The organism is Pseudomonas sp. BP11-1-1, from assembly GCF_052112105.1.
Lineage (GTDB): Bacteria > Pseudomonadota > Gammaproteobacteria > Pseudomonadales > Pseudomonadaceae > Aquipseudomonas > Aquipseudomonas alvandae.
This window is the reverse complement of the sequence record NZ_JAUTYU010000002.1, coordinates 398,654-419,594: the sequence shown is the minus strand read 5'-3', so window position 1 is coordinate 419,594 and position 20,941 is coordinate 398,654. Positions and strand designations below refer to the sequence as shown.

Here is a 20,941-nt window from a genome sequence, read left to right as displayed (position 1 = left end):
AACACATCAACAAAGCAAAGGAGTTTAACAATGAAAACAATCCATCTAGAAGCTAATAAAATTGCAAACCTGGCGAGCCTGATTATTCCAAAAGCCGCTAAGTAAGTAATAAGTGGGGCCGAGGAGTGCCGGCAACTCAGCCCCATTCAACTTATGAGCCACTGCGGGGTCAAAATCGATGCATATAAATCCGAGCCTCTTTATACTTGCGCACCCGCCATGCCAGATTGTCTGGAACTATGAAAACCACACCCAGCATGAACTCGAACTCGACTATTCTACACGTCTAGCTCAACTCACTAGCGACCCAACTTTATTCGACAAGCACAATCCCATTGATATCGATCTATTAGAAGCTGGGATACTTATAGCAGAGCCCAAAAAACCTTTAGATTGGAAATGGGATTCATTGTCTAAGATATTCCATATCGGCACAAAAAATATTCCTTGCGAAACTGTTCCTCAAAACGTGACCGAATGGGCAAAGCTTTATCTGGAACATTGCAACGAAGTCCTCGAGTCGCCAGCACCTCCGGCCAAGATAAAACCGGACTTGAGCAAGCTTATTTTCCTTTCGCCCTGCTCGTGGGAGGACCTTCAGGACGTTTCTCTGGCGCAGACGCTTGTCGACCGCCGCACGTCTCGCTCATTCAGCGAAGAGTCCATTTCGCTAAAGCAGGTCAGCACCCTGCTTTATCTGACGCTAGGTTACCTGAACGAACGACCTTTCGTTCCCGGAGCTGACCAGCCGGAAGCCTTGGGCGCGCGACGCAGCAGTCCCTCTGGTGGAGGTTTGAATGCCTGCGATGGCTACCTTTACGTGCGCAACGTCGAGGGGTTGAAAGCCGGTGTCTACGCTTATTACCCGGATAAACATGCCTTGAGCCTGATCGGCCCGCTACCGGCTGAACCTTTGGGCCTGTTGTTAAGCGGACAACATTTCATCAATGCGCTGCCATTCGGGCTATTCCTCACCTCCCGATTCGACAAACTCTGGTGGAAATACGAACACTCCCGCACCTATCGGATGGCTTTCATCGAAGTGGGACACGTGTCTCAGGTATTCCTGATGGTCGCGACCGGTCTTGGACTCGATACGTGGCTGACCGGAGCGCTAACTGATTGCAAGGTGGAACAACTGCTGGGCCTTAAAGAAAGTCCCGAGCAACCATTGTTTTTTGTCGGTTGTGGCCGGGGCGACGGGCAAGTGCATTGCGAAGCACTGAGGGCATTGGCCAATACTCAGGACATTACCCCATGACTGGCTCAACCTTTACGCAAACGCCTTGCTACACCCTAGGCGACTGGGACAACAAGGCAGCGGTGCGCGTGCGCAAGGACGACTACCGCCTTCCCGAGGATCTGGAGCAACAGTTGTGGGTCAGGGACTGGTTCCCGCCGGCCTTCGTCCCCTATATCGAACACCCGCTGATCAAGGCAGCTGGACGTTCCATCGTCCAGCGTCTTGAGGCTAATCACCTAGTGTATTTCTTAGACTACACCACGTTGCTGGAACACCGGGTCGTCAACCGTTCCGTGGAGACCATCGTTCATGGCGAACTTGACGTGACGATTCCGAACATGATGAAAACTGCCGCGCTGCAGCTCTATACCGATGAAGGCTATCACGCGCTGTTCTCCAATGAAGTAGCCGAGCAGGTCGCCGCCATGTATGGCATCGGTGATCGTCAAACGCCGAGACGCATTGAACGGCTGCTGGGCATGATCGATAAAATCCATTCGAAGCATCGTCCCCTGGCATGGTTCCTGATGGGATTCGTCTCTGAAACAATAATCGCCAAAGAGCTGCTGGCCATCACCCGCGAAAGCTTGGTTTCCACGGTGTACCGAATGCTCAGGAATCATCTTGAGGACGAAGCACGCCACAGTCGCTACTTTAGCGAAGTGTTCCAGTTTCTGTGGGCCGTCCTAGCCCCACCACAGCGCGATCAGGCCGCAAGGATGTTACTGGAGATCATAGGGCTTTATTTCGAACCAGACGCGTCCTGGCTAATGAGTAGCCTTGCCAGCGTAGGCTTCGACGAGCAGTCATCCCGACTGATCATCGCAGATCTCTTGCAACCAGACGCCCATATACAACGGCTTCGCTCCGGCACGGTATCGACGTTCGCAGCCATGAAGAAGGCGCGCTTCTTCGACAACGAACACAACCGACAGCTTTTTTCTCAAGCGGGGTTTATCGATGGCTGACACCAAGATCCTTATGCAGACCCGCAAACCTGCTGCCGTCGGTTTGCTACTGACGCTGACCTTGCTTGGCGTGTTTCCGATAGATGTGGTGCTGCCCTCGTTCCCTGCACTGTCCGAACACTTTCAGAGCCCATCATCCGATATCGCCCTGTCTGTCAGCCTGTTCGCGGTGGGCATCGCCCTTTCGCAACTGCTGATCGGTCCGCTTTCCGACGTTATGGGACGAAAAAACCTGCTGTTGATCGGGATCACCATTTCAGCGGGTGGAGCAACAGGTTGCGTACTCGCCGACAGTTACTGGTCCTTTCTCTTCTTCCGTGTCGTCCAGGCCTTGGGGTGCGGTTGTTTCGTGCTGTCCCAAGCGCTGATCCAAGACCTGTTCACCGGACAGGAACAGCAGCGATTGCGAGTCTTGCTGGTCACCTGCGGCGGGATTTTTATTTCCGTTTCGCCCCTGGCTGGCACCGGGCTGCAAAGCTGGATGGGCTGGCGCGGCAGCTTCCTGGTGTTCATTGCCCTGGCAATTGGCGTATTCGCAAGCGCCTGTCATTTGCTTGAACGCTCCCCGTCCGGCAGTCAATCCAGGCGTTTCAATATCATCGCATCCTATCGAAAGGTCTTCGGTGACTTCAGTTTCATCGCTTATTGGTTAACCTCGGCGCTGGCTTTTTCCTGCCATTTTTCGTTCATCGTCATTTCCCCCCTGGTGCTGATCGACCAGTTGCACTTATCACCCGAGGCTTTTTCGCTGGTACTGCTGGGCTATGGGCTGGCCTATATCGGTGGGGGCGCGGTGGCGTCCGTGCTGAGCAATCGAGTCGATCCACAGGCGCAAATCGTCACGGGGCTGGGCCTGATCCTTGCCGCAGGCCTCCTGATGCTGGGGCTCGCCAATTACCTAGGCTTGTCGATCACTACTCTGTTAGCGCCCATGATCGTTTGCACCGCCGGAACGACCATTGCCAGGGCGGCAGCCAACAACCAAGCCATGACGATATTTCCGGCGCAGGCTGGCACGTCCGCCTCGGCCGGTAGCGTACTGATCTTTATTGTCGGCGGGATAACCAGTGCCGTGATCAGCCTCACCCCGCTGGACTTACAGCTGGCCCTGGCCCTCTGCCTGATCCTGCTCAGCCTGCTGGGGCTGGTACTCAATGCCCTGGTCCGGCAGCGTGGCAAGGGCTTGTTGCCCGGCTGAACCGTGCCAGTCGTCATCCCGAGCGCGACATTGGCCTCGATTCAGCGCTTTGCGTCATTTCATCCTGGCGCCAGCGGTGTAGAATCGTGGCATTCATCGCCATTCATCCCCGGCGGGTTTATGAGCTCATGCCGAGGCGCGCAGCGATCCTGCAAAGTCATCGGCCACTTCCGGATACACCGCCAATCCCGAGTGTTCCAGAGGTCAACAGAAGCTCACTTCCCCTTTGATACTTTGATTAGCCGCCCGGAGTGCTCCATGCCTGATTACCGCTCGAAAACATCCACCCATGGCCGCAACATGGCCGGCGCCCGTGCTTTGTGGCGCGCCACGGGGATGAAGGATGACGACTTCAAGAAGCCGATCATCGCCATTGCCAACTCCTTCACCCAGTTCGTACCGGGCCACGTCCACCTCAAGGACCTCGGCCAACTGGTTGCCCGTGAAATCGAACGTGTCGGCGGCGTTGCCAAGGAATTCAACACCATTGCCGTGGACGACGGCATCGCCATGGGCCACGACGGCATGCTCTATTCGCTGCCGAGCCGCGAGATCATCGCCGACTCCGTCGAATACATGGTCAACGCCCACTGCGCCGACGCCATCGTGTGCATTTCCAACTGCGACAAGATCACCCCGGGCATGCTCATGGCCGCCCTGCGCCTGAACATCCCGGTGATCTTCGTCTCCGGCGGCCCGATGGAAGCCGGCAAGACCAAGCTCGCCAGCCATGGCCTCGACCTGGTCGATGCCATGGTGATCGCCGCCGACTCCAGCGCCTCTGACGAGAAGGTCGCCGAGTACGAGCGCAGCGCCTGCCCGACCTGCGGCTCGTGCTCCGGCATGTTCACCGCCAACTCGATGAACTGCCTGACCGAAGCCCTGGGCCTGGCATTGCCTGGCAACGGTTCGACCCTCGCCACCCACAGCGATCGCGAACAATTGTTCCTGCAGGCTGGCCGGACCATCGTCGAGCTGTGCAAGCGCTACTACGGCGAAAACGACGAGTCGGTGTTGCCACGCAACATCGCCAACTTCAAGGCGTTCGAAAACGCCATGACCCTGGACATCGCCATGGGCGGTTCCACCAACACGATCCTGCACTTGCTGGCCGCTGCCCAGGAAGCCGAGATCGATTTCGACCTGCGTGACATCGACCGCCTGTCCCGTCACGTACCACAACTGTGCAAGGTTGCGCCGAACATCCAGAAGTACCACATGGAAGACGTGCACCGTGCCGGCGGGATCTTCAGCATCCTCGGCTCCCTGGCCCGTGGCGGCCTGCTGCACACCGATCTGCCGACCGTGCACAGCAAGAGCATGGCCGAGGCCATCGCCAAGTGGGACATCACCCAGACCACCGACGAGGCCGTGCATCACTTCTTCAAGGCCGGCCCGGCGGGTATTCCGACGCAAACCGCGTTCAGTCAGTCGACCCGCTGGGAAACCCTGGACGACGACCGTGAAAACGGCTGTATCCGCAGTGTCGAGCACGCGTACTCCAAGGAAGGCGGCCTGGCCGTGCTGTACGGCAACATCGCCCTGGATGGCTGCGTGGTGAAAACCGCCGGCGTCGACGAGTCGATCCACGTATTCGAAGGCAACGCCAAGATCTTCGAAAGCCAGGACAGCGCCGTACGCGGCATCCTGGCCGATGAAGTGAAGGCCGGCGATATTGTGATCATTCGCTATGAAGGTCCGAAGGGCGGCCCGGGCATGCAGGAAATGCTCTACCCAACTTCCTACCTGAAGTCCAAGGGACTGGGCAAAGCCTGCGCCCTGCTGACAGACGGTCGTTTCTCCGGCGGCACTTCAGGCTTGTCCATCGGCCACGCCTCGCCGGAAGCGGCGGCTGGCGGCGCCATTGGCCTGGTGCGCGATGGCGACAAGGTCCTGATCGACATTCCAAACCGCTCGATCAACCTGCTGATCAGCGACGAGGAACTGGCCGAGCGCCGCATAGAACAGGACAAGAAAGGCTGGAAACCGGTGGAAGTGCGTCCGCGCAAAGTCACCACGGCCCTGAAGGCCTACGCCCTGCTCGCCACCAGCGCCGACAAGGGCGCGGTGCGCAACAAGGCGATGCTTGACGGGTTGTAAGCGCCCCGAGCCGCAAACAAAAATGCCCCGCCAAGTGCGGGGCATTTTTTTGGGCTTCAGCTCGGCCCGTTGAGCCAAGTGATCTTCGTGGCGAGGGAGCTTGCTCCCGCTGGGTCGCGAAGCGGCCCCAAAATTCGCCCCTCACCTCAATGTATGAGCTGACGACCTTGGGGCTGCTGCGCAGCCCAGCGGGAGCAAGCTCCCTCGCCACAGGTTCCTTGGTATCCCTGGGTGGAGCAAGCTCGCACACAGGGGACGGGAGATTTACTGGATATCTTCCGGCTTGACGATCACCCAGTTCTTGTCCGCCGTCACCGGCAGTCCTTCCTTGGCTTGGGCAGCCGCGTGCTTGGCCATCATGCCGTTGATCTGGGTCATGTATTTGTCCTTGCGGTTGACCCACAGGTGAATGCCGCCCTTGGCCACGTCCACATCGTGGAACAGCATGTAGCCGTCGCTGCTCGGCGTATCGCCAGCCACCAGAACCGGTTTTTTCCATTCGTCGATGTAGGTCAGGATCGCGGCATGCTTGCCAGCCATCCACGTCGCCGGAGTCCACAGATAGGGCGTGTATTCCAAGCCCAGGTTGGCCTTTTCGTCATACTTGCCGGCAGTGATCTGCTTGCGTGCCGTGGTCAGTTCACCGGTCTTGCGGTCCTTGAGCAGCGTGGTCACGCCGATCACGTTCTGTGGCTTGAGGTTGTAGCCGTACTTCGGGTCCGAGGCGACCATGCGCACCAGTTCTTCGGAAGCGGCGGTCATGACATAGACCTCGATGCCGTTTTCCATCAGCTTGTTGTACAGCTCGGCCTGGCCGGTGAAGACTTTCGGTGGGTTGACGTTGTATTGGACTACCTTGTCGCCATCGTAATAGGTGGTCGGCACCGGCTTGCCGGAAGCCATCAATTCGTCGACATACCCCTTCAATTCCTCGAGCGTGAACCCGGAGAATACCTGGGCCACCCACGGGTAGCAGACCATGTCGTCCACTTCGCACAGGCGATAGTAATAGCTGAACAGGCTTTCCTTGTGATCCGCCGTGTCCTTGAACGGCATCAACTTCAAGGATGGATCGAGTTTTTCCCGAGTAATGAGCCCCTTGTTCTCCATGAATGGCAACAACGACTCTTCGAGGTCATAGCGGTAACTGGTGTTGTCCATGTCGAACACCGCGTAGTTACCCTTGTTGGCATTGGCCGCAATCATGGCCTCCAAGGCCTTGGCCTGTTCCGCCGGCCAGTGCTTGAGATCGGTGGCGAGCGCTTGGCCGGCGAGGCTCAGGCCTAAAGCGACAGCGAGCAAGTGAGGTACGAGCTTCATCGGCATTACTCCCATTTGATAAGAGTTCGACGCTAACAAATGCCTGTGACAGATCTCGCCTGTGGGCGACCGCTTGCGTCTCGATAACGGCAGCGGCATGTCCCTGGGCGCCAGCGGCTTATTCCAAAAGCGACAGTAAACATTCTTTTTTAGTATTAATTCTTTAGATTTCAGACTGTTAGGCTTTCCGGCTCACAGTCGCGGCGCTTGGCGGCTGGCAAAGTCTTATCGGAGCTATTTCATGAATGTGCCGCTGATACTCAATCTGTTGGTGTTCATCGGGCTGCTGTTCGGCCTGGCGCAAACCCGCCACGGCACCTGGAGCCTGGCAAAAAAGGTATTGCTGGCGCTGGTGCTGGGCGTGGTGTTCGGCATCGCCCTGCATACGATTTACGGCGCAGGCAACCCGGTGCTCAAGGCCTCGATCGGTTGGTTCGACCTGGTCGGCAATGGCTACGTGCAGTTGCTGCAAATGATCGTGATCCCGCTGGTCTTCGCCTCGATCCTCAGCGCCGTGGCACGACTGCATAACGCCTCGTCCCTGGGCAAGATCAGCTTCCTGACCATCGGCACGCTGCTGTTCACCACCGCCATCGCGGCACTGATCGGCATCGGCCTGACCAACCTGTTCGGCCTGACCGCCGAGGGCCTGGTGGCCGGTACCCAGGAACTGGCGCGCCTGCAAGTGATCCAGAGCGACTACGCCGGCAAGGTCGCCGACCTGAATATCCCGCAACTGCTGCTTTCGTTCATTCCGCAGAACCCGTTTGCCGACCTGGCACGAGCGAAGCCGACGTCGATTATCAGCGTGGTGATTTTCGCCGCGTTCCTGGGTGTCGCGGCGTTGCAGTTGCTCAAGGATGACGCCGAGAAAGGCCAGAAAGTGATCAATGCCATCGACACCTTGCAAGGCTGGGTGACGCGCCTGGTGCGCATGGTGATGAAACTGACGCCGTACGGCGTATTGGCATTGATGACCAAGGTAGTCGCCGGCTCCAACCTGCAGGACATCATCAAGCTCGGCAGTTTCGTGGTGGTGTCGTACCTGGGGCTGGGCTTGATGTTCGTGGTCCATGGCCTGCTTGTATCGGCGGCCGGGATCAATCCGTTGTGCTTCTTCCGCAAGATCTGGCCGGTGCTGACGTTCGCTTTCACCAGCCGCTCGAGCGCTGCAACCATCCCGTTGAGCATCGAAGCCCAGACCAGCCGCCTCGGCATTCCCCGTGCGATCGCCAGCTTCAGCGCCTCGTTCGGCGCCACCATCGGCCAGAACGGCTGCGCCGGGCTCTATCCGGCGATGTTGGCGGTGATGGTCGCGCCGACGGTGGGCATCAACCCGCTGGACCCCGTGTGGATCGCAACGCTGGTCGCCATCGTGACCTTGAGTTCGGCGGGCGTGGCCGGTGTCGGTGGCGGCGCGACATTTGCCGCGCTGATCGTGCTTCCGGCCATGGGCTTGCCGGTTTCACTGGTGGCGCTGCTGATCTCTGTGGAGCCGCTGATCGACATGGGCCGCACCGCGTTGAATGTCAGCGGCTCGATCACCGCGGGGGCGATCACCAGCCAGGTGATGCAGCAGACTGACAAGGCGCTGCTGGATGCCGAGGAGCATGGGGAGTTGGTGCACGCTTGACTCGGCGGCGCCTGATCGATCGCCTTCGCGAGCAAGCTCGCTCCCACAGGGATCAGCACTGAACACAAATTTCATGTTCGCCAAAAATCCAATGTGGGAGCGAGCTTGCTCGCGATGCTTTTAGCGCTTTTCCCAGACTTCGAAACTGTAGGCCGGCTTGTCCCCTTCAGCCGGATTCGGCTGGTTCGACACCAGCGTCCATAGGCTCGAATCAAACGCCGGGAACCACGCATCCCCTTCCGGGCTCAGCGCCACGCGGGTCAGGTACAGCCGATCAGCCTGGTCCAGCGCCTGCGCATAGAGCTGGGCCCCGCCGATCAGCATCAGCTCGCCCACCCCCTGTTCCAACGCCCAGGCCTCGGCCCGCTCCACCGCCGCTTCAAGCGTGGAATGAACCTCCGCGCCATCCAAAACCAGGTCCGGCTGGCGGCTGACCACGATGTTCAAGCGACCCGGCAACGGCCGACCCAGGGAGTCCCAGGTCTTGCGCCCCATGATGATCGGCTTGCCCAGGGTGGTGGCCTTGAAGTATTTGAAATCCCCCGGCAAGTGCCAGGGCATGCTGTTGTCGATGCCGATCACACGGTTTTCACCGAGGGCTGCGATCAGGCTTAAGGGAAGTGTTTTTTTCATGACCGCGAGGATACCAGAGGCCCGGACCGGCGCCACAGCGGTTATGCTCTTTGCTCATTCGAGCAACGGAAGCCCCCGTGACAGAACTGCAGAACCTCTGGCTGACCGAGACGATACGCCTGCGTGAAGAACACGCCGGCCCGCTCGAGGACCAGGAAGCCAATCGCCTGGCCCGCGCGGCAGGAGGCGATTTAACCACCCGCATCCGCCACCGCGCCCGCTGGCTGGCCGACCGCGATGGCCTTACCCAAGCCCTGCGCCATTGGCTGCAAGGGGCGCGTCTGGCACTGGTGGTATTGGCGGTGCTCGCCATCATCAGCGGCGCCGGCCTGGGGTTTGCCGCACTCGGGGATGGGCGTGCGCCGGTCAATGTCTTCTGGGCCTTGGGCAGTCTGTTGGGGTTGAACGTGCTCCTGCTCATCGGCTGGGCCCTGGGCTTGATATTCGCCGGGGAACAAGGCGCCACGCTGGGACGCCTTTGGCTGTGGCTCAGCGAAAAACTCGCCCGCGACGCCAAGGCCGCCCAACTGGCGCCAGCCCTGTTGCTGTTGCTGCAACGGCACCGGCTCAATCGCTGGGCCCTCGGTGTGCTGGTCAACGGTTTATGGCTGTTGGCGATGCTCAGCGCGTTGGTCATCGTCTTGCTGCTGATGGCGACCCGGCGCTATGGCTTCGTCTGGGAAACCACCATCCTCGGTGGCGAGACCTTTGTCGCCATGACCCAGGCCCTTGGCGCACTGCCGGCCCTGCTGGGCTTCAGCGTGCCGACCATCGAGATGATCCGCGCCAGCGGCGACGCCGCGTTGAATATCGAGAGCGCCCGCCAGGCCTGGGCCGGCTGGTTGGTCGGCGTCCTGCTGGTCTACGGCGTACTGCCACGTCTATGCCTGGCGCTGCTGTGCCTGTGGCGTTGGCGTCGTGGCCGCGCCAGCCTTCGCCTGGACTTGAACCTGCCTGGCTACGCGCAGTTGCGCGAGCGGTTGATGCCCAGCAGCGAACGCCTGGGGGTCAACGATGCCGCGCCCGCGCAACTGCACCGAATCGACAGCACCATCGGCGCAATGGAAAGTGACGGCGCGTTGCTGGTGGCGATCGAGCTGGACGAACGGCCCTGGCCGCCGAAGCTGCCCGATTCCGTTAAAAACGCCGGCATCCTCGACAGCCGCGAGTCTCGCCACAAACTCCTGGAACAACTGTCACGCTTTCCTCCCGCGCGCCTGGCGATTGCCTGTGATCCACGGCGCTCGCCAGACCGCGGCAGCCTCGCGTTGATTGCCGAGCTGGCCCGCAGCGCCAGCGCCACCCGTGTCTGGCTGCTGCAGGCGCCGCCCGGCGAAGCCCTGGATGCCGAGCGCCTGGGAGACTGGCACAACGCGCTGCAACAGCTGCAACTGCCGTTTGCCGACTGCGCCCCGATGAACTGGCTGGAGACCGGCCATGACTGAATCCTTCAAGCCTCTGAAGCTCGCGGTGGTCGGCCACACCAATGTCGGCAAGACCTCCTTGCTGCGCACCTTGACCCGCGACGTCGGCTTCGGCGAGGTCTCCCACCGCCCGAGCACCACCCGTCATGTTGAGGGCGCTCGCCTGTCGGTGGATGGCCAGGCGCTGTTGGAACTGTACGACACACCGGGGCTGGAAGACGCCATCGCCCTGCTCGATTACCTCGAACGTCTCGAACGTCCCGGTGAACGCCTGGACGGCCCGGCGCGGCTTGCACGCTTCCTCGACGGCAGCGAGGCTCGGCAACGCTTCGAACAGGAAGCCAAGGTGCTGCGGCAATTGCTCGCCAGCGATGCCGGGCTGTATGTCATCGATGCCCGCGAGCCCGTGCTGGCCAAGTACCGTGATGAATTGGAAGTCCTCGCCAGTTGCGGCAAACCGTTGCTGCCAGTGCTCAACTTCGTCAGCAGCGCCCAGCATCGCGAGCCTGAGTGGCGCGAAGCCCTGGCGCGATTGGGGCTGCATGCGTTGGTGCGCTTCGACAGCGTCGCCCCACCGGAAGATGGCGAACGACGCCTGTATGAAAGCCTGGCGCTGTTGCTGGAAAGCGCGCGCGAACAACTGGAGCGGCTGATCACCGATCAACAGGCCCAGCGCCAGGCGCGCCAGCAGAGTGCAAAGCGCCTGATCGCTGAACTGCTGATCGACTGCGCCGCCTGCCGACGCAGCGTTGCCAGCGATGCCAATCTGGAGCACCAAGCCATCAGCCAATTGCGCGACGCCGTTCGCCAGCGTGAGCAGCGCTGCGTCGAAGCGCTGCTCAAGCTCTACGCCTTCCGCCCCGAGGACGCCGCGACTGGCGACTTGCCGCTGCTGGATGGCCGCTGGGGCGACGACTTGTTCAATCCCGATACCCTCAAGCAACTCGGTGTACGCGTCGGCGGCGGGATCGCGGCGGGTGCAGCGGCTGGTGCAGGCGTGGATTTGCTGGTGGGCGGGCTGACCCTTGGCGCGGCCGCCCTGGCCGGGGCGATTGCTGGCGGTGCGCTGCAAACAGCCCGCAGTTATGGCAACCGGTTGATGGGCAAGCTCAAGGGCCAGCGTGAACTGACCGTGGACGACGGCGTGCTGCGCCTGCTGGCCTTGCGCCAACGGCAATTGCTGCAAGCGATCAACCAGCGCGGCCATGCGGCGATGGACAGCATCCGCATCGCCACACCCCAGGACAAGACCTGGCGCGAGGGCAAGCTGCCCGAGGCGTTGGCCAAGGCCCGGGCGTATCCGCAGTGGTCGTCGCTCAATGCCAACCCGCGATTGAGCCAGGCCGAGCGACAAGAGCAGATCGAGCAATTGGCCGAGCAGCTCTAGCCCACCAGCCTAAGCCTTCCTCTGTGGCGAGGGGATTTATCCCCGCTGGGTCGCGTAGCGGCCCCGGCTTTCCATTGGATGCGCTGCTGCGGCCGATATTTTTTGGGGGCGCTTCGCACCCCAGCGGGGATAAATCCCCTCGCCACAAAAAAGCGATTCGCCGCAATTATTTTGCGGCCAACGCTTTTAGCGTCGAAGCCGCTTCCGCCAATTCAAGTTCATTGAACACCCGTACGCCATGCCGCTTGAGCAACGCCGCCGTCACGCCTTCGCCACTGACTTTCACACCACTGAACGTGCCGTCATAGGTCAGCAGGTTGCCGCAAGACGGGCTGTTGGCCTTGAGCACAGCGATCCGGATGCCGTGTTCACGCACCAGGTCCAATGCCTGATGCGCACCGGACAGAAACTGCACGGTCACGTCCTCGCCGTCGGTGGTAATCACCGCCGCGTCGCCATCGAGCACCTGCGCACCCTGCCCACCGGGAATCTCCGCAGCCGCCCGAGGCGTGGGCAAGCCGCCGGCGACTTCCGGGCACAGCGGCACGACCCGACCCTCGTCGAGCCATTGCCGGAGCTGATCGAACGGGCCACTGGCGCCACCGTCGTAGCGTACGCGGTGACCGAGCAAGCAGCGGCTGACGAGGATTTTTTCCATGTTCAGAACAACTCGTTGCCGCGACGCCGGAACCAACCGGTCAACGACAGGCGATCACGGGTGGCCGGCAGGACTTCATGGGGAATGTCCCCGGAGAGAAACACCACCAGGCAGCCGCCCGTGGGCACCACGTCATGCTCCACGCCGTCATCCAGGTACATGCGCAATTGACCACCGTGTTCCGGCAACCAGGCGTCGTTGAGATAGAGCACCGCCGAAACCATGCGCCGGTCATCATCCCGGAATCGGTCGACGTGCTTGAGATAGAGCGCACCCGGCGGATACAGGGCAAAGTGGCTTTCGAAATCCTCCAGGCCCAGGAACAGCCCACGGTTCAAGGCCTCGCGCAGGCTGTCCATCAGCGCCAGGTAACGATCGCAGGCGTCGACCTGGCCAGGCTCGATCCACTGGATGCGATCACCCCGAATACCCTCTCGAATCTCGGAAAACGGCCCGCGCCCGACGGCGGCCGGGGCCAGTTCGCCTTCAACGGCGCGCTGGCGGCATTCAGCCGCCAGGGCACGCGTCAGCGCATCCGGCAGGAAGATGTTCTGCTGCGACCAGCCGCGCTCGGCCAGGTCGTCGACGATACGTAACAGCAACGGATGATCAGAAGGTATTTGCATGGCGCGCATAGTATTCCTGTGCCTGCAAAACCGACAGCGCCGCGCAGCAGATCAGCCACGCCAGGTAGCACCGCCGTACGAACTTGATACGAATTCTCGACAAGTTCCCGTACCCCACGGAGAATAGTCCGCTGCTGACAGGAGTCCCTATGCGCCGTTTGCTTTTCTCACTGTTGATGTTCTGCGTTTTGCCCGCCTGGGCAGACAGCTACGACCAGTTGTACAAGGTCGCCGGCTGGCCGGAACAACGGGCGCATTTCAATGACGCCTTGAGCGCCGCGCAGCAGCGTTACCAGAGCAGCCTGCCGCCGGCGGTGTTCCAGGCGCTGGTGAACAACAGCAATCAGCGTTTCGCGCCCCAGGCCATGGATCAACGGGCCGAGGCCCAACTGCGCAAGAAACTGGCCGACCCGAACCCGGCCCTGAGCTTTTTCCAGACGCCGCTGGGCCGTAAAGTCGTCGCCGCCGAACTGCTTGCCACTCGCCGCGATCAATTGGCGAAGAACGCCAAGGGCCTGCCGAAGATGCAAGCCAGCGACAACCGCCTGCTGATCATCGGCCACCTGGCCCAGGCGCTGCCCGCCCGTGAAGCGGGTGCCGAAGTCAGCCTGGCGATCGCCGGCGTGGCCGCCGACAGCCTGAGCTCGATGATTCCCGGCCTGCTGGGCGGCGGCCAGGCCCAAGGCATGCTGAACGGCCAGCGCCAGCGCCTGATGGACCAGATCGGCGCAGACCTGAACAACACGCTGCTGTACGTCTACCGCGACCTGAGCGACACCGAGCTGGAAGAGTTCGCCACCTTCGCCGAGTCGGCCGAGGGACAGGCGTATTACCAAGCCGCCTTGGCGGCGATTCGGGCGGGGTTGGCGGTGGGGCAGAACCTGGGGCAGTAGTTCAGCATCGCTATCGCGAGCAAGCTCGCTCCCACAGGGACTGAATGCACAGTTCCATTGTGGGAGCGAGCTTGCTCGCGATTGACGGTAGCCCAGTCACCGCCGATCCCGGCTCATCCGCTTGGTCAAGAACCCAAACATCTCCTGCCGAATCTCCAGCGCCTCGTTCGCCAAGTGATGCCGTCCTTCGGGCAGCATCAACACTTGCGGCCGGTCGAACTTACCGCGCAACACCTGCAGGTTATGCCGCCAATCCACGGTCATGTCCGCCTGCCCCTGCACGATCAGCGGCTGGCGCGAGCTGCTCGGCGCCGCCTCGATACGCTTGATCCATTGCGCCAGCGCGCCGACCCACGCGGTGGGCAGGCGCAGCGGTTGCAGTGGGTCGGCTTGCAGGAATGGCAGGAAATCCGGATCGGTGGAGTTCTCGCTGAAGCGCCGGGCAATGCCGGTCACGAACGGCTTGAGCAGGTAATAACTGAGGCGTGACCAGCCCCAGGCCCGAGGTCGCACCAAGGGCGACAACAGGATGACCTGGCCCTGGGCCGGACTTTGCGCGCCCTGGTTGAGCACATGGTCCACCACGATCGCCCCGCCGGTGCTTTGTCCGCACAGGTGCCAGGGTTGCGGCAAATCCAGCGTTCCGGCCTCAGCCAGCAGGCCTTGCAGCGTTGCCTGGTAGTCGGCGAAATCGCCAATGCTGGCGCGCTCTCCACCCGACAGGCCATGGCCCGGCAGATCGCAACTGATGACCACGAATTGCTGGTCCAGAGCCCACTCGATCAGATGCCGATACAACCCCATATGGTCGTAATAACCGTGAAAGAGGAACAAGGTCGCCACGGCTTTTTCCGGCCACCACACCTGGCCTACCAACTCATACCCGGCGCGCTCGAACCGTCCCAGGCCTCGGCGCAAGGTACGTGTCGGGAAATCCAGCCCATAGAAGCGCTGATAAGCCTGCGCTTGCGCAGAAAGGGGCTGCCATTGCGCCAGCGGTTGCAGGCTGGCGCGCAGTTGATCGGGGTCGAAAGAGGCAGGCATCAAGAGTCCAGGCAAAAGCGCATCGCGCGAAACAGGCTTTATGAGCCTGCGATATTCATCTGTCGCGCCAGGCATGGCAAGCTACGCCGCTTCAGAGGATCGACTCCATGCGCTCGTCCCACCGCACGACCTTGCTTGCCAGCCTCATCGCCCTCGGGTGCGCCGCCGTGCTGTGGTTCGCCTACGACTGGTTCCAGGGGCGCTTCCTCAGGGCATTCAGCCAACATACCGCGGTGTTTTCCGGCGATCCTCTGCGCCTGCCTCCCGACCTGGCCGGCCCCGGCGCGATCCGCCTGGTGCATTTCTGGGATCCGGCCTGCCCGTGCAACGTCGGCAACCAGCAGCACCTTTCCGAGCTGATCGACAAATACGCAGCCCAAGGGGTCGAGTTCTATGCGGTTCAGAAAACCGGCAGCCAAGGGCACCTACCCACCAACCTGACCCACCTCAAGCCCCTGGCCGCGTTGCCCGGCTCGGGGCAGATTCCTGCCAGTCCCGCCGTGGCGATCTGGGACCGCGCTGGCAAGCTGGCGTATTTCGGGCCTTACAGCGAGGGCCTGACGTGCAACTCGAGCAACAGCTTTATCGAACCGATTCTCGAAGCACTAAGTGTTAACCGGGAAGTTAACGCGACCCATACGCTCGCGGTGGGCTGTTATTGCCCGTGGTCGACTTCGCATTGATCTAAGCAAACTACGATACGTATTGGCAATAGCCCACCCTCGCCGCGCAAAGTTGAGCGTTTACTCTGTTTTAGAGCGCTTGCTCAAAGTGACGGTTTCAGCTGAACCGTTTGTCGGATCCAATTTCTCCCAGCGCGCCCGATGCGCCTCATTTTTGCCTTCAAGCCCCAGGCCAGCCGGGTTGATCAGGGGTTTTCGAGGCCTTCGGACCGTTGAGCTGAATCGTTTAACAACCGCCGCCGCAACGTGAACTTTTCTTTAAACGCTTCTCTAAACCCGTACAGCAGATGTTGATCACCTATTCGGTTGCGCGGCGGCGTTATATATCGAGGAAGTTGTACACGCCTTTTCATCGTTTTACTTGTCGACCCTCCTAAACCAAACAAAAAATGGAATCGTCAGTGATGCAAAAGTTGCTATGCGCTGCACTTTCCACTTCCACCAAAGAGGATGCTCTCAACCTTGAGGCGTTTGCCCAGTGCGTGGCCCCGCTAGGGGTCGATGTGCTGTTGCGCGGCGAAACCGGCACTGGCAAGGACACCCTGGCGGAAAAGATCCACGGCCTGTCCGGCCGTTCCGGAAAATTCGTCGCCATCAACTGCGCCGCCATTCCCGAATCCCTGGCGGAGAGCCAGCTCTTCGGAGCCAACACCGGGGCATTCACCGGGGCCAGCCAGAATCGCGCGGGGTTCGTCGAAGCCGCGCACAACGGCACCCTGTACCTGGATGAAATCGACAGCATGCCGCTGGGGCTGCAAGCCAAGCTGCTGCGTGTCCTGGAGTCGAGGACGGTGCAGCGGCTGGGCTCGACCCAGAACATCCCGGTGGACATGCGAGTGATCGCCTCGGCCCAAAGCCCATTGGCGGACATGGTCGAACGCGGCGAATTTCGCCGGGATCTCTATTTTCGCCTGAACATCATCAGCCTCAAGTTGCCGCCGCTGCGCAGCCGCAAGGAGCGCATCGTGCCGCTGTTCCAGACCCTCGTGCGGCGCGAAGCCCAGGCGCTGGACCGCCCCTATGTCGCACCGTCGCCGGCGCTGCTGCGCCAGTTGCTCGGCTACGCCTGGCCCGGAAACATTCGCGAGTTGCAATCGGCCGCCAAGCGCTACGTGCTCGGCCTCCCGGCACTGCCCCGCGCCGAGCAGCTGGAGCACAACAGCTCGACGCTCAAGCTGAAGGAACACTTGCAGCAGTTCGAAAAGATCCTCATCGAAGACTGCATGCGCCGTCACCATCACTGCATCGACAAAGTCATCGCTGAGCTGGGCATCGCCCGGCGCACGCTGTATTACCGGATGAAGTGCCTGCAAATCTCCTCGAGTTGAGTGGATCGGTGGAACCGTTTGCGTAGCGGTCGCCACTTAACCGTCGAGACGTTCACGATCGTCTCGCCATTCCACAATCCGGAGATACGACTATGAGTTTCGGTGGAGCTTCTCTCGCCGCCTCCATGGCTGCCATGCAGCAGATGGACGCCACGTCGGCGGCGATGACGACCATGAAATCCCAATTCGACCAGAAAAAACTGGTCGCCGACACCATGAATGCCATTTCAGCGGAGTCGATGGACAGCGCGACCAAGGCCATCACCGCCATGGGGGAGGCGTCGAAAAACATACGATTCTGACCCTCTCGCTCCAGCCCCGCTCCGGCGGGGAACCTCACGTGCGATGAGAGGAGGCCCTATGCAGATCCATACGCCCGACAGCCTTCACGCTCCCAGGGACTTGCCCCGCGACGACACGACGCAGCGCCCCACCTCGACCTCGGCGGGCCTGGCGAATCTGCTCGCCGAACATCTGGCACAGCCGGGTGCGGGCAATCGGCTGCGCGAATCGCTCGTGCAATGGGGCAGTGAGCACGGCTCGACAGGCGGCCAGTCCCGGCCAGGCCTGCCCAGCCCACAGGACAGACTGGCGGCAGAGACCGAAGCGCCTCTGCACCTGGTGCTCGAAGACATTCTTGAAGAGATCAACGGTGGCACCGGCTCCACGCTCGACGTGGACATCGATGACGCCTATTCCAACGAAGACCTGTTCAACGACCTGGCGCAGATGCTCGCCCATCGCCGGCAGCCCATCGGCGACAACGATGTCGACAGCCAGAGCGACTTCGGCAACGCCAACAACCCGTTCTGTGGCGCGCTGTTCGGCGCCTGGGAGATGGAGGGCGAACACGCCACGCGGCGCAGTCGTCATGACACGAGCCTGTCGCTGCTGCTGCAGATCATCGCGGTCCTGGGCCGGAGGAAATTGCTGACGCTGCTGGACATCGACGAAGAGGAACGGCAGGCGCGCTATGAACCAGAGGACCTGGACCTGCTGTTCGAAGTCGCACGATTCATGGACCAACACCCGACGCGCTATCCATCACCAACAGGCCCCGATGCAGGGCAGTGGACATGGACCGAACGCGTTGCTTGCGGTGCGTCCCTGGATGCTCGCGAAACCCGGTTGGTCCAACTTGCCCTGGAAGAATTGGACCTCGCCCTCGCCCGCCTGTCCGGCCAGCACACCCCGATGATGCGGCGCGGCCGACGCAGCCGGGAAGAAGTCGAGTTTCACCTGAGCGTCACCGGTAGCGCTCGCAACGTCTTGAAGCTGATGTACGCCTGAAGCCCACCCTGAAATTGGAGAAAATCCATGACCATCCAAGCCCTCGACACGACCAGCGTTGCCTCCACCGCTGCCAAGCCTGGCGGCAGCCCCCACGCGCGAGCCGAGACCAGCGATGTCAGCTGGTTCAACGCGCAAATGCACGAGAAGCCCCCAGTCCCCGACAGCGAAAACAATGTCGCGGCGAGGATCATCGATTCGCTGTCCAGCCGCTCCGGCGAATTGCAGCGGCTGGATGATCGCGCCAACCGCGACATGCTCAAGGCCATCCGCACCGCCGATCCGCAAGACATGTTGCAGTCGAACCGGTCGCTGTCGTCCTTCCACCTGGAGAGCCTGATGACCGCGAAGATCGTCAGCAAGGGCTCCCAGGCCATCGAGAAGCTCACCAATCTCCAGTAAAGGGAAGCCGGTCATGTTCATGCGCGCATTCTCATCTCTAGTGCTGTGCCTGTTGCTCGCCGGTTGCGACGAAAGGACCGCGCTGCACAGTCATCTCTCCGAGCAGGATGCCAATGAAGTGATCGCCGAACTGGCGAACAAGAATGTCGAGGCCAGCAAGCAGGTCGACAAGGACGGGCTGACCGTACTGGTCGAGCCGGCCGACATGAACAGCGCCGTGCAGGTGCTGGAAGCGGCCGGCCTGCCACGCCGGTCGCGCTCCAGCCTGGGGGAGATCTTCCGCAAGGAAGGGGTTATTTCAACGCCGATGGAAGAGCGCGCCCGCTACATCTACGCACTGTCCCAGGAGCTCGAATCGACGCTGTCGCAAATCGATGGCGTGGTGCTCGCCCGGGTCCATGTGGTCCTGCCGGAACGGGTCGCGCCAGGCGAGCCGGTCCAACCGGCATCGGCCTCGGTGTTCATCAAGCACACCAGCGCCCTGGATCCCGACAGCATCACGCCGCGCGTGCGCAACCTGGTCGCCAGCGGGATCCCCGGCATGGCCGACGCGGCCCAGAACCCGGCCAAGCTGTCGGTGGTCTTCGTCCCCGCCGCGGCTTATCAGGAGCGGCGCAAGATGGCCTATTTCGGACCGTTCCTCATGCAGGCCGAAGACGTCGGTTATTGGCGCGCCGTGACCGTTGCGGCCAGCGTCACGTTGCTCGCGCTCTTGGCGGGCGTCTTGTACGGCGTCTATCGGTTGTGGCGCAACGGCGTGCTGGTGTTGCCGCGTTTTCTCGATCGCAAGGCTGGAACGCCGGCGCCGCAACCGAGCGGCGCGACACCGTCGCTGTTCGCAGTGAAATCCCCGGGGGCCAAGCCTGACAACAACGGGACGGCGGCATGAACGCGACGCTCGATTGGGTTCGCTGGTGGAGTCTTGCGTGGCGCGAGGCCGATCGGGACTGGTATCCGCCGGCGCTTCGCCTGTTGACCGCGCCACAAATGGACGCCTTGGCGAGAGGGCAGCACGCCGCATTGGCGCGCCGCTTCGGCATCACGCCTTGCATGCCACCCCCGCCCGATCCTTCGGTGCTTTCGCTGTGTTGCGGCACGCCCCGAACCCTGCACCTTGCTTGTCAATTGGTGGCGAACACGTGCTCGCCGTTAACGGTATCCGCCGAGCTTTGCCCACAGGATCAGGCTTGGTGCGAGCGTACCGCCAAGGCACTGCGTCCTGGCCATTGGCTCGAACAGGACCAGGATTCGCTTGTACTGCTACGCGCCTGGCTGGGAGAGCGGACCTGGAAGCGGGTGCGCCTGGCCTTTCCTCGCAGCCGGATCATCGCCCTCGAATCGCAGCCCACCCCACAGCCGCCCGCCGCCAAGCTCAACACGCTGTGGCAGTCCGCCTGCTGGAAAGCCGAGCAAAGCCTGGCACCAGCGACTACCCAAACGGAGACGCACGATGCTCGCCCGGCGCTCGCTTGAACTACGCCCTGAAGGTCAAGGCTTGCAACAGCCTTACATCCCTTACGAAACCCTGGTGGATTGTGGCCGTGCCCAGGCCGTACTCGAGCATGCCCAGGCACAGGCCGCGCAGTTGATCGCACGCGCCGCCGAGCAGGCCGACGCCGCGGTGATCGAGGCTCAAGCGCGATTCTGGGAGAACGCCGAAACCGTGCTCGCCGCTTGGGAAAGCCAGCGCCAGGCCATGTGGGAACGGATCGAGACCAGCGCCGCGCAGCTGGTCAACGAGGCCCTGGGGACGCTACTGGACGATGTCCCGGAGCAGGCACGGATCGATGCGCTCGTGCGTCAGTTGGCGGCCCGCCAGGACGACCCGATCGAGGCCACCCTTCGCTGTCATCCCGATGACCTGACGCGCCTGGCGCAAAGCCTGGGCGCGGCAGGCGAACGTCCCTGGACGCCCGTCGCGGACGCCAACCTGGAGGTTCACCAGCTGAAGCTGGAAACGCCGGGGGGGACGTTCCTGCTCGATTGGGAAACAGCCGTCAACGCGTTGCGCCTGCCTGAACCGCAGCGGTAGCACCACGCCCCCGTGGCGAGGGAGCTTGCTCCCGCTCGGCTCTGTAGGAGCTGGCGAAGCCTGCGATCTTTGATCTTTT

21 protein-coding genes are annotated in these 20,941 nt (G+C 61.6%); 16 read left to right on the top strand and 5 right to left on the bottom strand.

Features of this window, described 5'->3' with window-relative positions; genetic code table 11:
* Positions 1-178 precede the first annotated feature (178 nt).
* The 4 genes from Q7C33_RS05520 (at position 179) to ilvD (ending at position 5,509) form a co-directional block, all read left to right on the top strand.
* Positions 179-1,261: a SagB/ThcOx family dehydrogenase gene (locus Q7C33_RS05520; RefSeq protein ID WP_217860564.1), complete on the top strand. Its 1,083-nt coding sequence runs from the start codon at positions 179-181 to the stop codon at positions 1,259-1,261.
* Positions 1,258-2,211 carry a diiron oxygenase gene (locus tag Q7C33_RS05515; protein ID WP_198796894.1) on the top strand — a complete coding sequence of 318 codons (954 nt, stop codon included), beginning with the start codon at positions 1,258-1,260 and terminating at the stop codon, positions 2,209-2,211. Before Q7C33_RS05520 ends, Q7C33_RS05515 begins: the two co-directional genes overlap by 4 nt.
* Positions 2,204-3,409: an MFS transporter gene (locus Q7C33_RS05510; protein WP_217860565.1), complete on the top strand. Its 1,206-nt coding sequence runs from the start codon at positions 2,204-2,206 to the stop codon at positions 3,407-3,409. The genes Q7C33_RS05515 and Q7C33_RS05510 overlap by 8 nt, the downstream gene beginning before the upstream one ends.
* 258 nt (positions 3,410-3,667) lie before the next feature.
* A complete protein-coding gene (ilvD, locus tag Q7C33_RS05505; RefSeq protein ID WP_323155191.1) occupies positions 3,668-5,509 on the top strand; it encodes a dihydroxy-acid dehydratase in 1,842 nt (613 codons plus the stop codon).
* A gap of 264 nt (positions 5,510-5,773) precedes the next feature.
* Here the strand turns inward: ilvD and Q7C33_RS05500 are convergent, their stop codons facing one another.
* A complete protein-coding gene (locus Q7C33_RS05500) occupies positions 5,774-6,829 on the bottom strand; it encodes a phosphorylcholine phosphatase (protein ID WP_030138379.1) in 1,056 nt (351 codons plus the stop codon).
* Positions 6,830-7,070: 241 nt separating this feature from the next.
* On the opposite strand from Q7C33_RS05500, the gene Q7C33_RS05495 reads away from it, so the two are divergent.
* Positions 7,071-8,462 (top strand): L-cystine transporter, encoded by a 1,392-nt coding sequence (locus Q7C33_RS05495; protein WP_334598477.1) that lies wholly within the window; start codon positions 7,071-7,073, stop codon positions 8,460-8,462.
* A 120-nt stretch (positions 8,463-8,582) separates the two neighbouring features.
* On the opposite strand, the gene Q7C33_RS05490 is transcribed toward Q7C33_RS05495, so the two are convergent.
* Positions 8,583-9,095: a dihydrofolate reductase gene (locus Q7C33_RS05490; protein WP_407682969.1), complete on the bottom strand. Its 513-nt coding sequence runs from the start codon at positions 9,093-9,095 to the stop codon at positions 8,583-8,585.
* Positions 9,096-9,172: 77 nt separating this feature from the next.
* On the opposite strand from Q7C33_RS05490, the gene Q7C33_RS05485 reads away from it, so the two are divergent.
* A complete protein-coding gene (locus Q7C33_RS05485) occupies positions 9,173-10,540 on the top strand; it encodes a DUF2868 domain-containing protein (protein WP_407682968.1) in 1,368 nt (455 codons plus the stop codon).
* Positions 10,533-11,906: a GTPase/DUF3482 domain-containing protein gene (locus Q7C33_RS05480; RefSeq protein ID WP_407682967.1), complete on the top strand. Its 1,374-nt coding sequence runs from the start codon at positions 10,533-10,535 to the stop codon at positions 11,904-11,906. Before Q7C33_RS05485 ends, Q7C33_RS05480 begins: the two co-directional genes overlap by 8 nt.
* A 166-nt stretch (positions 11,907-12,072) precedes the next feature.
* On the opposite strand, the gene Q7C33_RS05475 is transcribed toward Q7C33_RS05480, so the two are convergent.
* Entirely contained in the window at positions 12,073-12,564 is a 492-nt protein-coding gene (locus Q7C33_RS05475) for a DUF523 domain-containing protein (RefSeq protein ID WP_407682966.1), read from the bottom strand.
* Between the two features lie 2 nt (positions 12,565-12,566).
* A complete protein-coding gene (locus Q7C33_RS05470) occupies positions 12,567-13,199 on the bottom strand; it encodes a 2OG-Fe(II) oxygenase (protein ID WP_407682965.1) in 633 nt (210 codons plus the stop codon).
* A 140-nt stretch (positions 13,200-13,339) separates the two neighbouring features.
* Here Q7C33_RS05470 and Q7C33_RS05465 point away from each other — a divergent pair, with 140 nt between their 5' ends.
* On the top strand, positions 13,340-14,083 hold the full coding sequence (locus Q7C33_RS05465; RefSeq protein ID WP_030138386.1) for a DUF2059 domain-containing protein: 744 nt from the start codon (positions 13,340-13,342) through the stop codon (positions 14,081-14,083).
* 96 nt (positions 14,084-14,179) lie between these two features.
* Here Q7C33_RS05465 and Q7C33_RS05460 read toward each other — a convergent pair whose 3' ends face one another.
* Positions 14,180-15,127, bottom strand: a complete 948-nt coding sequence (locus Q7C33_RS05460) for an alpha/beta hydrolase (RefSeq protein WP_323155914.1) — start codon at positions 15,125-15,127, stop codon at positions 14,180-14,182.
* 107 nt (positions 15,128-15,234) lie between these two features.
* Between Q7C33_RS05460 and Q7C33_RS05455 the strand changes: the two genes are divergently transcribed.
* The 8 genes from Q7C33_RS05455 (at position 15,235) to sctL (ending at position 20,862) form a co-directional block, all read left to right on the top strand.
* Complete coding sequence (locus Q7C33_RS05455; RefSeq protein WP_030138388.1) at positions 15,235-15,810, top strand: DUF6436 domain-containing protein; 576 nt, start codon at positions 15,235-15,237, stop codon at positions 15,808-15,810.
* Between the two features lie 404 nt (positions 15,811-16,214).
* On the top strand, positions 16,215-17,138 hold the full coding sequence (locus Q7C33_RS05450; protein WP_407682964.1) for a sigma 54-interacting transcriptional regulator: 924 nt from the start codon (positions 16,215-16,217) through the stop codon (positions 17,136-17,138).
* Positions 17,139-17,230: 92 nt separating this feature from the next.
* The gene (locus Q7C33_RS05445; RefSeq protein WP_030138390.1) at positions 17,231-17,440 is read left to right on the top strand and encodes a hypothetical protein; all 210 of its coding nucleotides are present in this window, start codon (positions 17,231-17,233) and stop codon (positions 17,438-17,440) included.
* A gap of 58 nt (positions 17,441-17,498) precedes the next feature.
* A complete protein-coding gene (locus Q7C33_RS05440) occupies positions 17,499-18,428 on the top strand; it encodes a type III secretion protein (protein ID WP_407682963.1) in 930 nt (309 codons plus the stop codon).
* A 27-nt stretch (positions 18,429-18,455) separates the two neighbouring features.
* Entirely contained in the window at positions 18,456-18,830 is a 375-nt protein-coding gene (gene sctI, locus Q7C33_RS05435) for a type III secretion system inner rod subunit SctI (RefSeq protein WP_030138392.1), read from the top strand.
* Positions 18,831-18,843: 13 nt separating this feature from the next.
* Entirely contained in the window at positions 18,844-19,719 is an 876-nt protein-coding gene (gene sctJ, locus Q7C33_RS05430; protein WP_198796905.1) for a type III secretion system inner membrane ring lipoprotein SctJ, read from the top strand.
* Positions 19,716-20,303 (top strand): hypothetical protein, encoded by a 588-nt coding sequence (locus Q7C33_RS05425; RefSeq protein WP_407682962.1) that lies wholly within the window; start codon positions 19,716-19,718, stop codon positions 20,301-20,303. The genes sctJ and Q7C33_RS05425 overlap by 4 nt, the downstream gene beginning before the upstream one ends.
* Positions 20,281-20,862 (top strand): type III secretion system stator protein SctL, encoded by a 582-nt coding sequence (gene sctL, locus Q7C33_RS05420; protein WP_407682961.1) that lies wholly within the window; start codon positions 20,281-20,283, stop codon positions 20,860-20,862. The genes Q7C33_RS05425 and sctL overlap by 23 nt, the downstream gene beginning before the upstream one ends.
* Positions 20,863-20,941 lie beyond the last annotated feature (79 nt).

Coding starts and splice junctions, on each gene's coding strand:
- Q7C33_RS05495 (WP_334598477.1), top strand. CDS start 7,071: ATGAATGTGCCGCTGATACTCAATCTGTTGGTGTTCATCGGGCTGCTG.
- Q7C33_RS05470 (WP_407682965.1), bottom strand. CDS start 13,199: ATGCGCGCCATGCAAATACCTTCTGATCATCCGTTGCTGTTACGTATC.
- sctL (WP_407682961.1), top strand. CDS start 20,281: ATGCTCGCCCGGCGCTCGCTTGAACTACGCCCTGAAGGTCAAGGCTTG.
- ilvD (WP_323155191.1), top strand. CDS start 3,668: ATGCCTGATTACCGCTCGAAAACATCCACCCATGGCCGCAACATGGCC.
- Q7C33_RS05465 (WP_030138386.1), top strand. CDS start 13,340: ATGCGCCGTTTGCTTTTCTCACTGTTGATGTTCTGCGTTTTGCCCGCC.
- sctJ (WP_198796905.1), top strand. CDS start 18,844: ATGTTCATGCGCGCATTCTCATCTCTAGTGCTGTGCCTGTTGCTCGCC.
- Q7C33_RS05480 (WP_407682967.1), top strand. CDS start 10,533: ATGACTGAATCCTTCAAGCCTCTGAAGCTCGCGGTGGTCGGCCACACC.
- Q7C33_RS05510 (WP_217860565.1), top strand. CDS start 2,204: ATGGCTGACACCAAGATCCTTATGCAGACCCGCAAACCTGCTGCCGTC.
- Q7C33_RS05450 (WP_407682964.1), top strand. CDS start 16,215: ATGCAAAAGTTGCTATGCGCTGCACTTTCCACTTCCACCAAAGAGGAT.
- Q7C33_RS05440 (WP_407682963.1), top strand. CDS start 17,499: ATGCAGATCCATACGCCCGACAGCCTTCACGCTCCCAGGGACTTGCCC.
- Q7C33_RS05490 (WP_407682969.1), bottom strand. CDS start 9,095: ATGAAAAAAACACTTCCCTTAAGCCTGATCGCAGCCCTCGGTGAAAAC.
- Q7C33_RS05455 (WP_030138388.1), top strand. CDS start 15,235: ATGCGCTCGTCCCACCGCACGACCTTGCTTGCCAGCCTCATCGCCCTC.
- Q7C33_RS05460 (WP_323155914.1), bottom strand. CDS start 15,127: ATGCCTGCCTCTTTCGACCCCGATCAACTGCGCGCCAGCCTGCAACCG.
- Q7C33_RS05475 (WP_407682966.1), bottom strand. CDS start 12,564: ATGGAAAAAATCCTCGTCAGCCGCTGCTTGCTCGGTCACCGCGTACGC.
- Q7C33_RS05520 (WP_217860564.1), top strand. CDS start 179: ATGCATATAAATCCGAGCCTCTTTATACTTGCGCACCCGCCATGCCAG.
- Q7C33_RS05425 (WP_407682962.1), top strand. CDS start 19,716: ATGAACGCGACGCTCGATTGGGTTCGCTGGTGGAGTCTTGCGTGGCGC.
- Q7C33_RS05500 (WP_030138379.1), bottom strand. CDS start 6,829: ATGAAGCTCGTACCTCACTTGCTCGCTGTCGCTTTAGGCCTGAGCCTC.
- Q7C33_RS05445 (WP_030138390.1), top strand. CDS start 17,231: ATGAGTTTCGGTGGAGCTTCTCTCGCCGCCTCCATGGCTGCCATGCAG.
- sctI (WP_030138392.1), top strand. CDS start 18,456: ATGACCATCCAAGCCCTCGACACGACCAGCGTTGCCTCCACCGCTGCC.
- Q7C33_RS05515 (WP_198796894.1), top strand. CDS start 1,258: ATGACTGGCTCAACCTTTACGCAAACGCCTTGCTACACCCTAGGCGAC.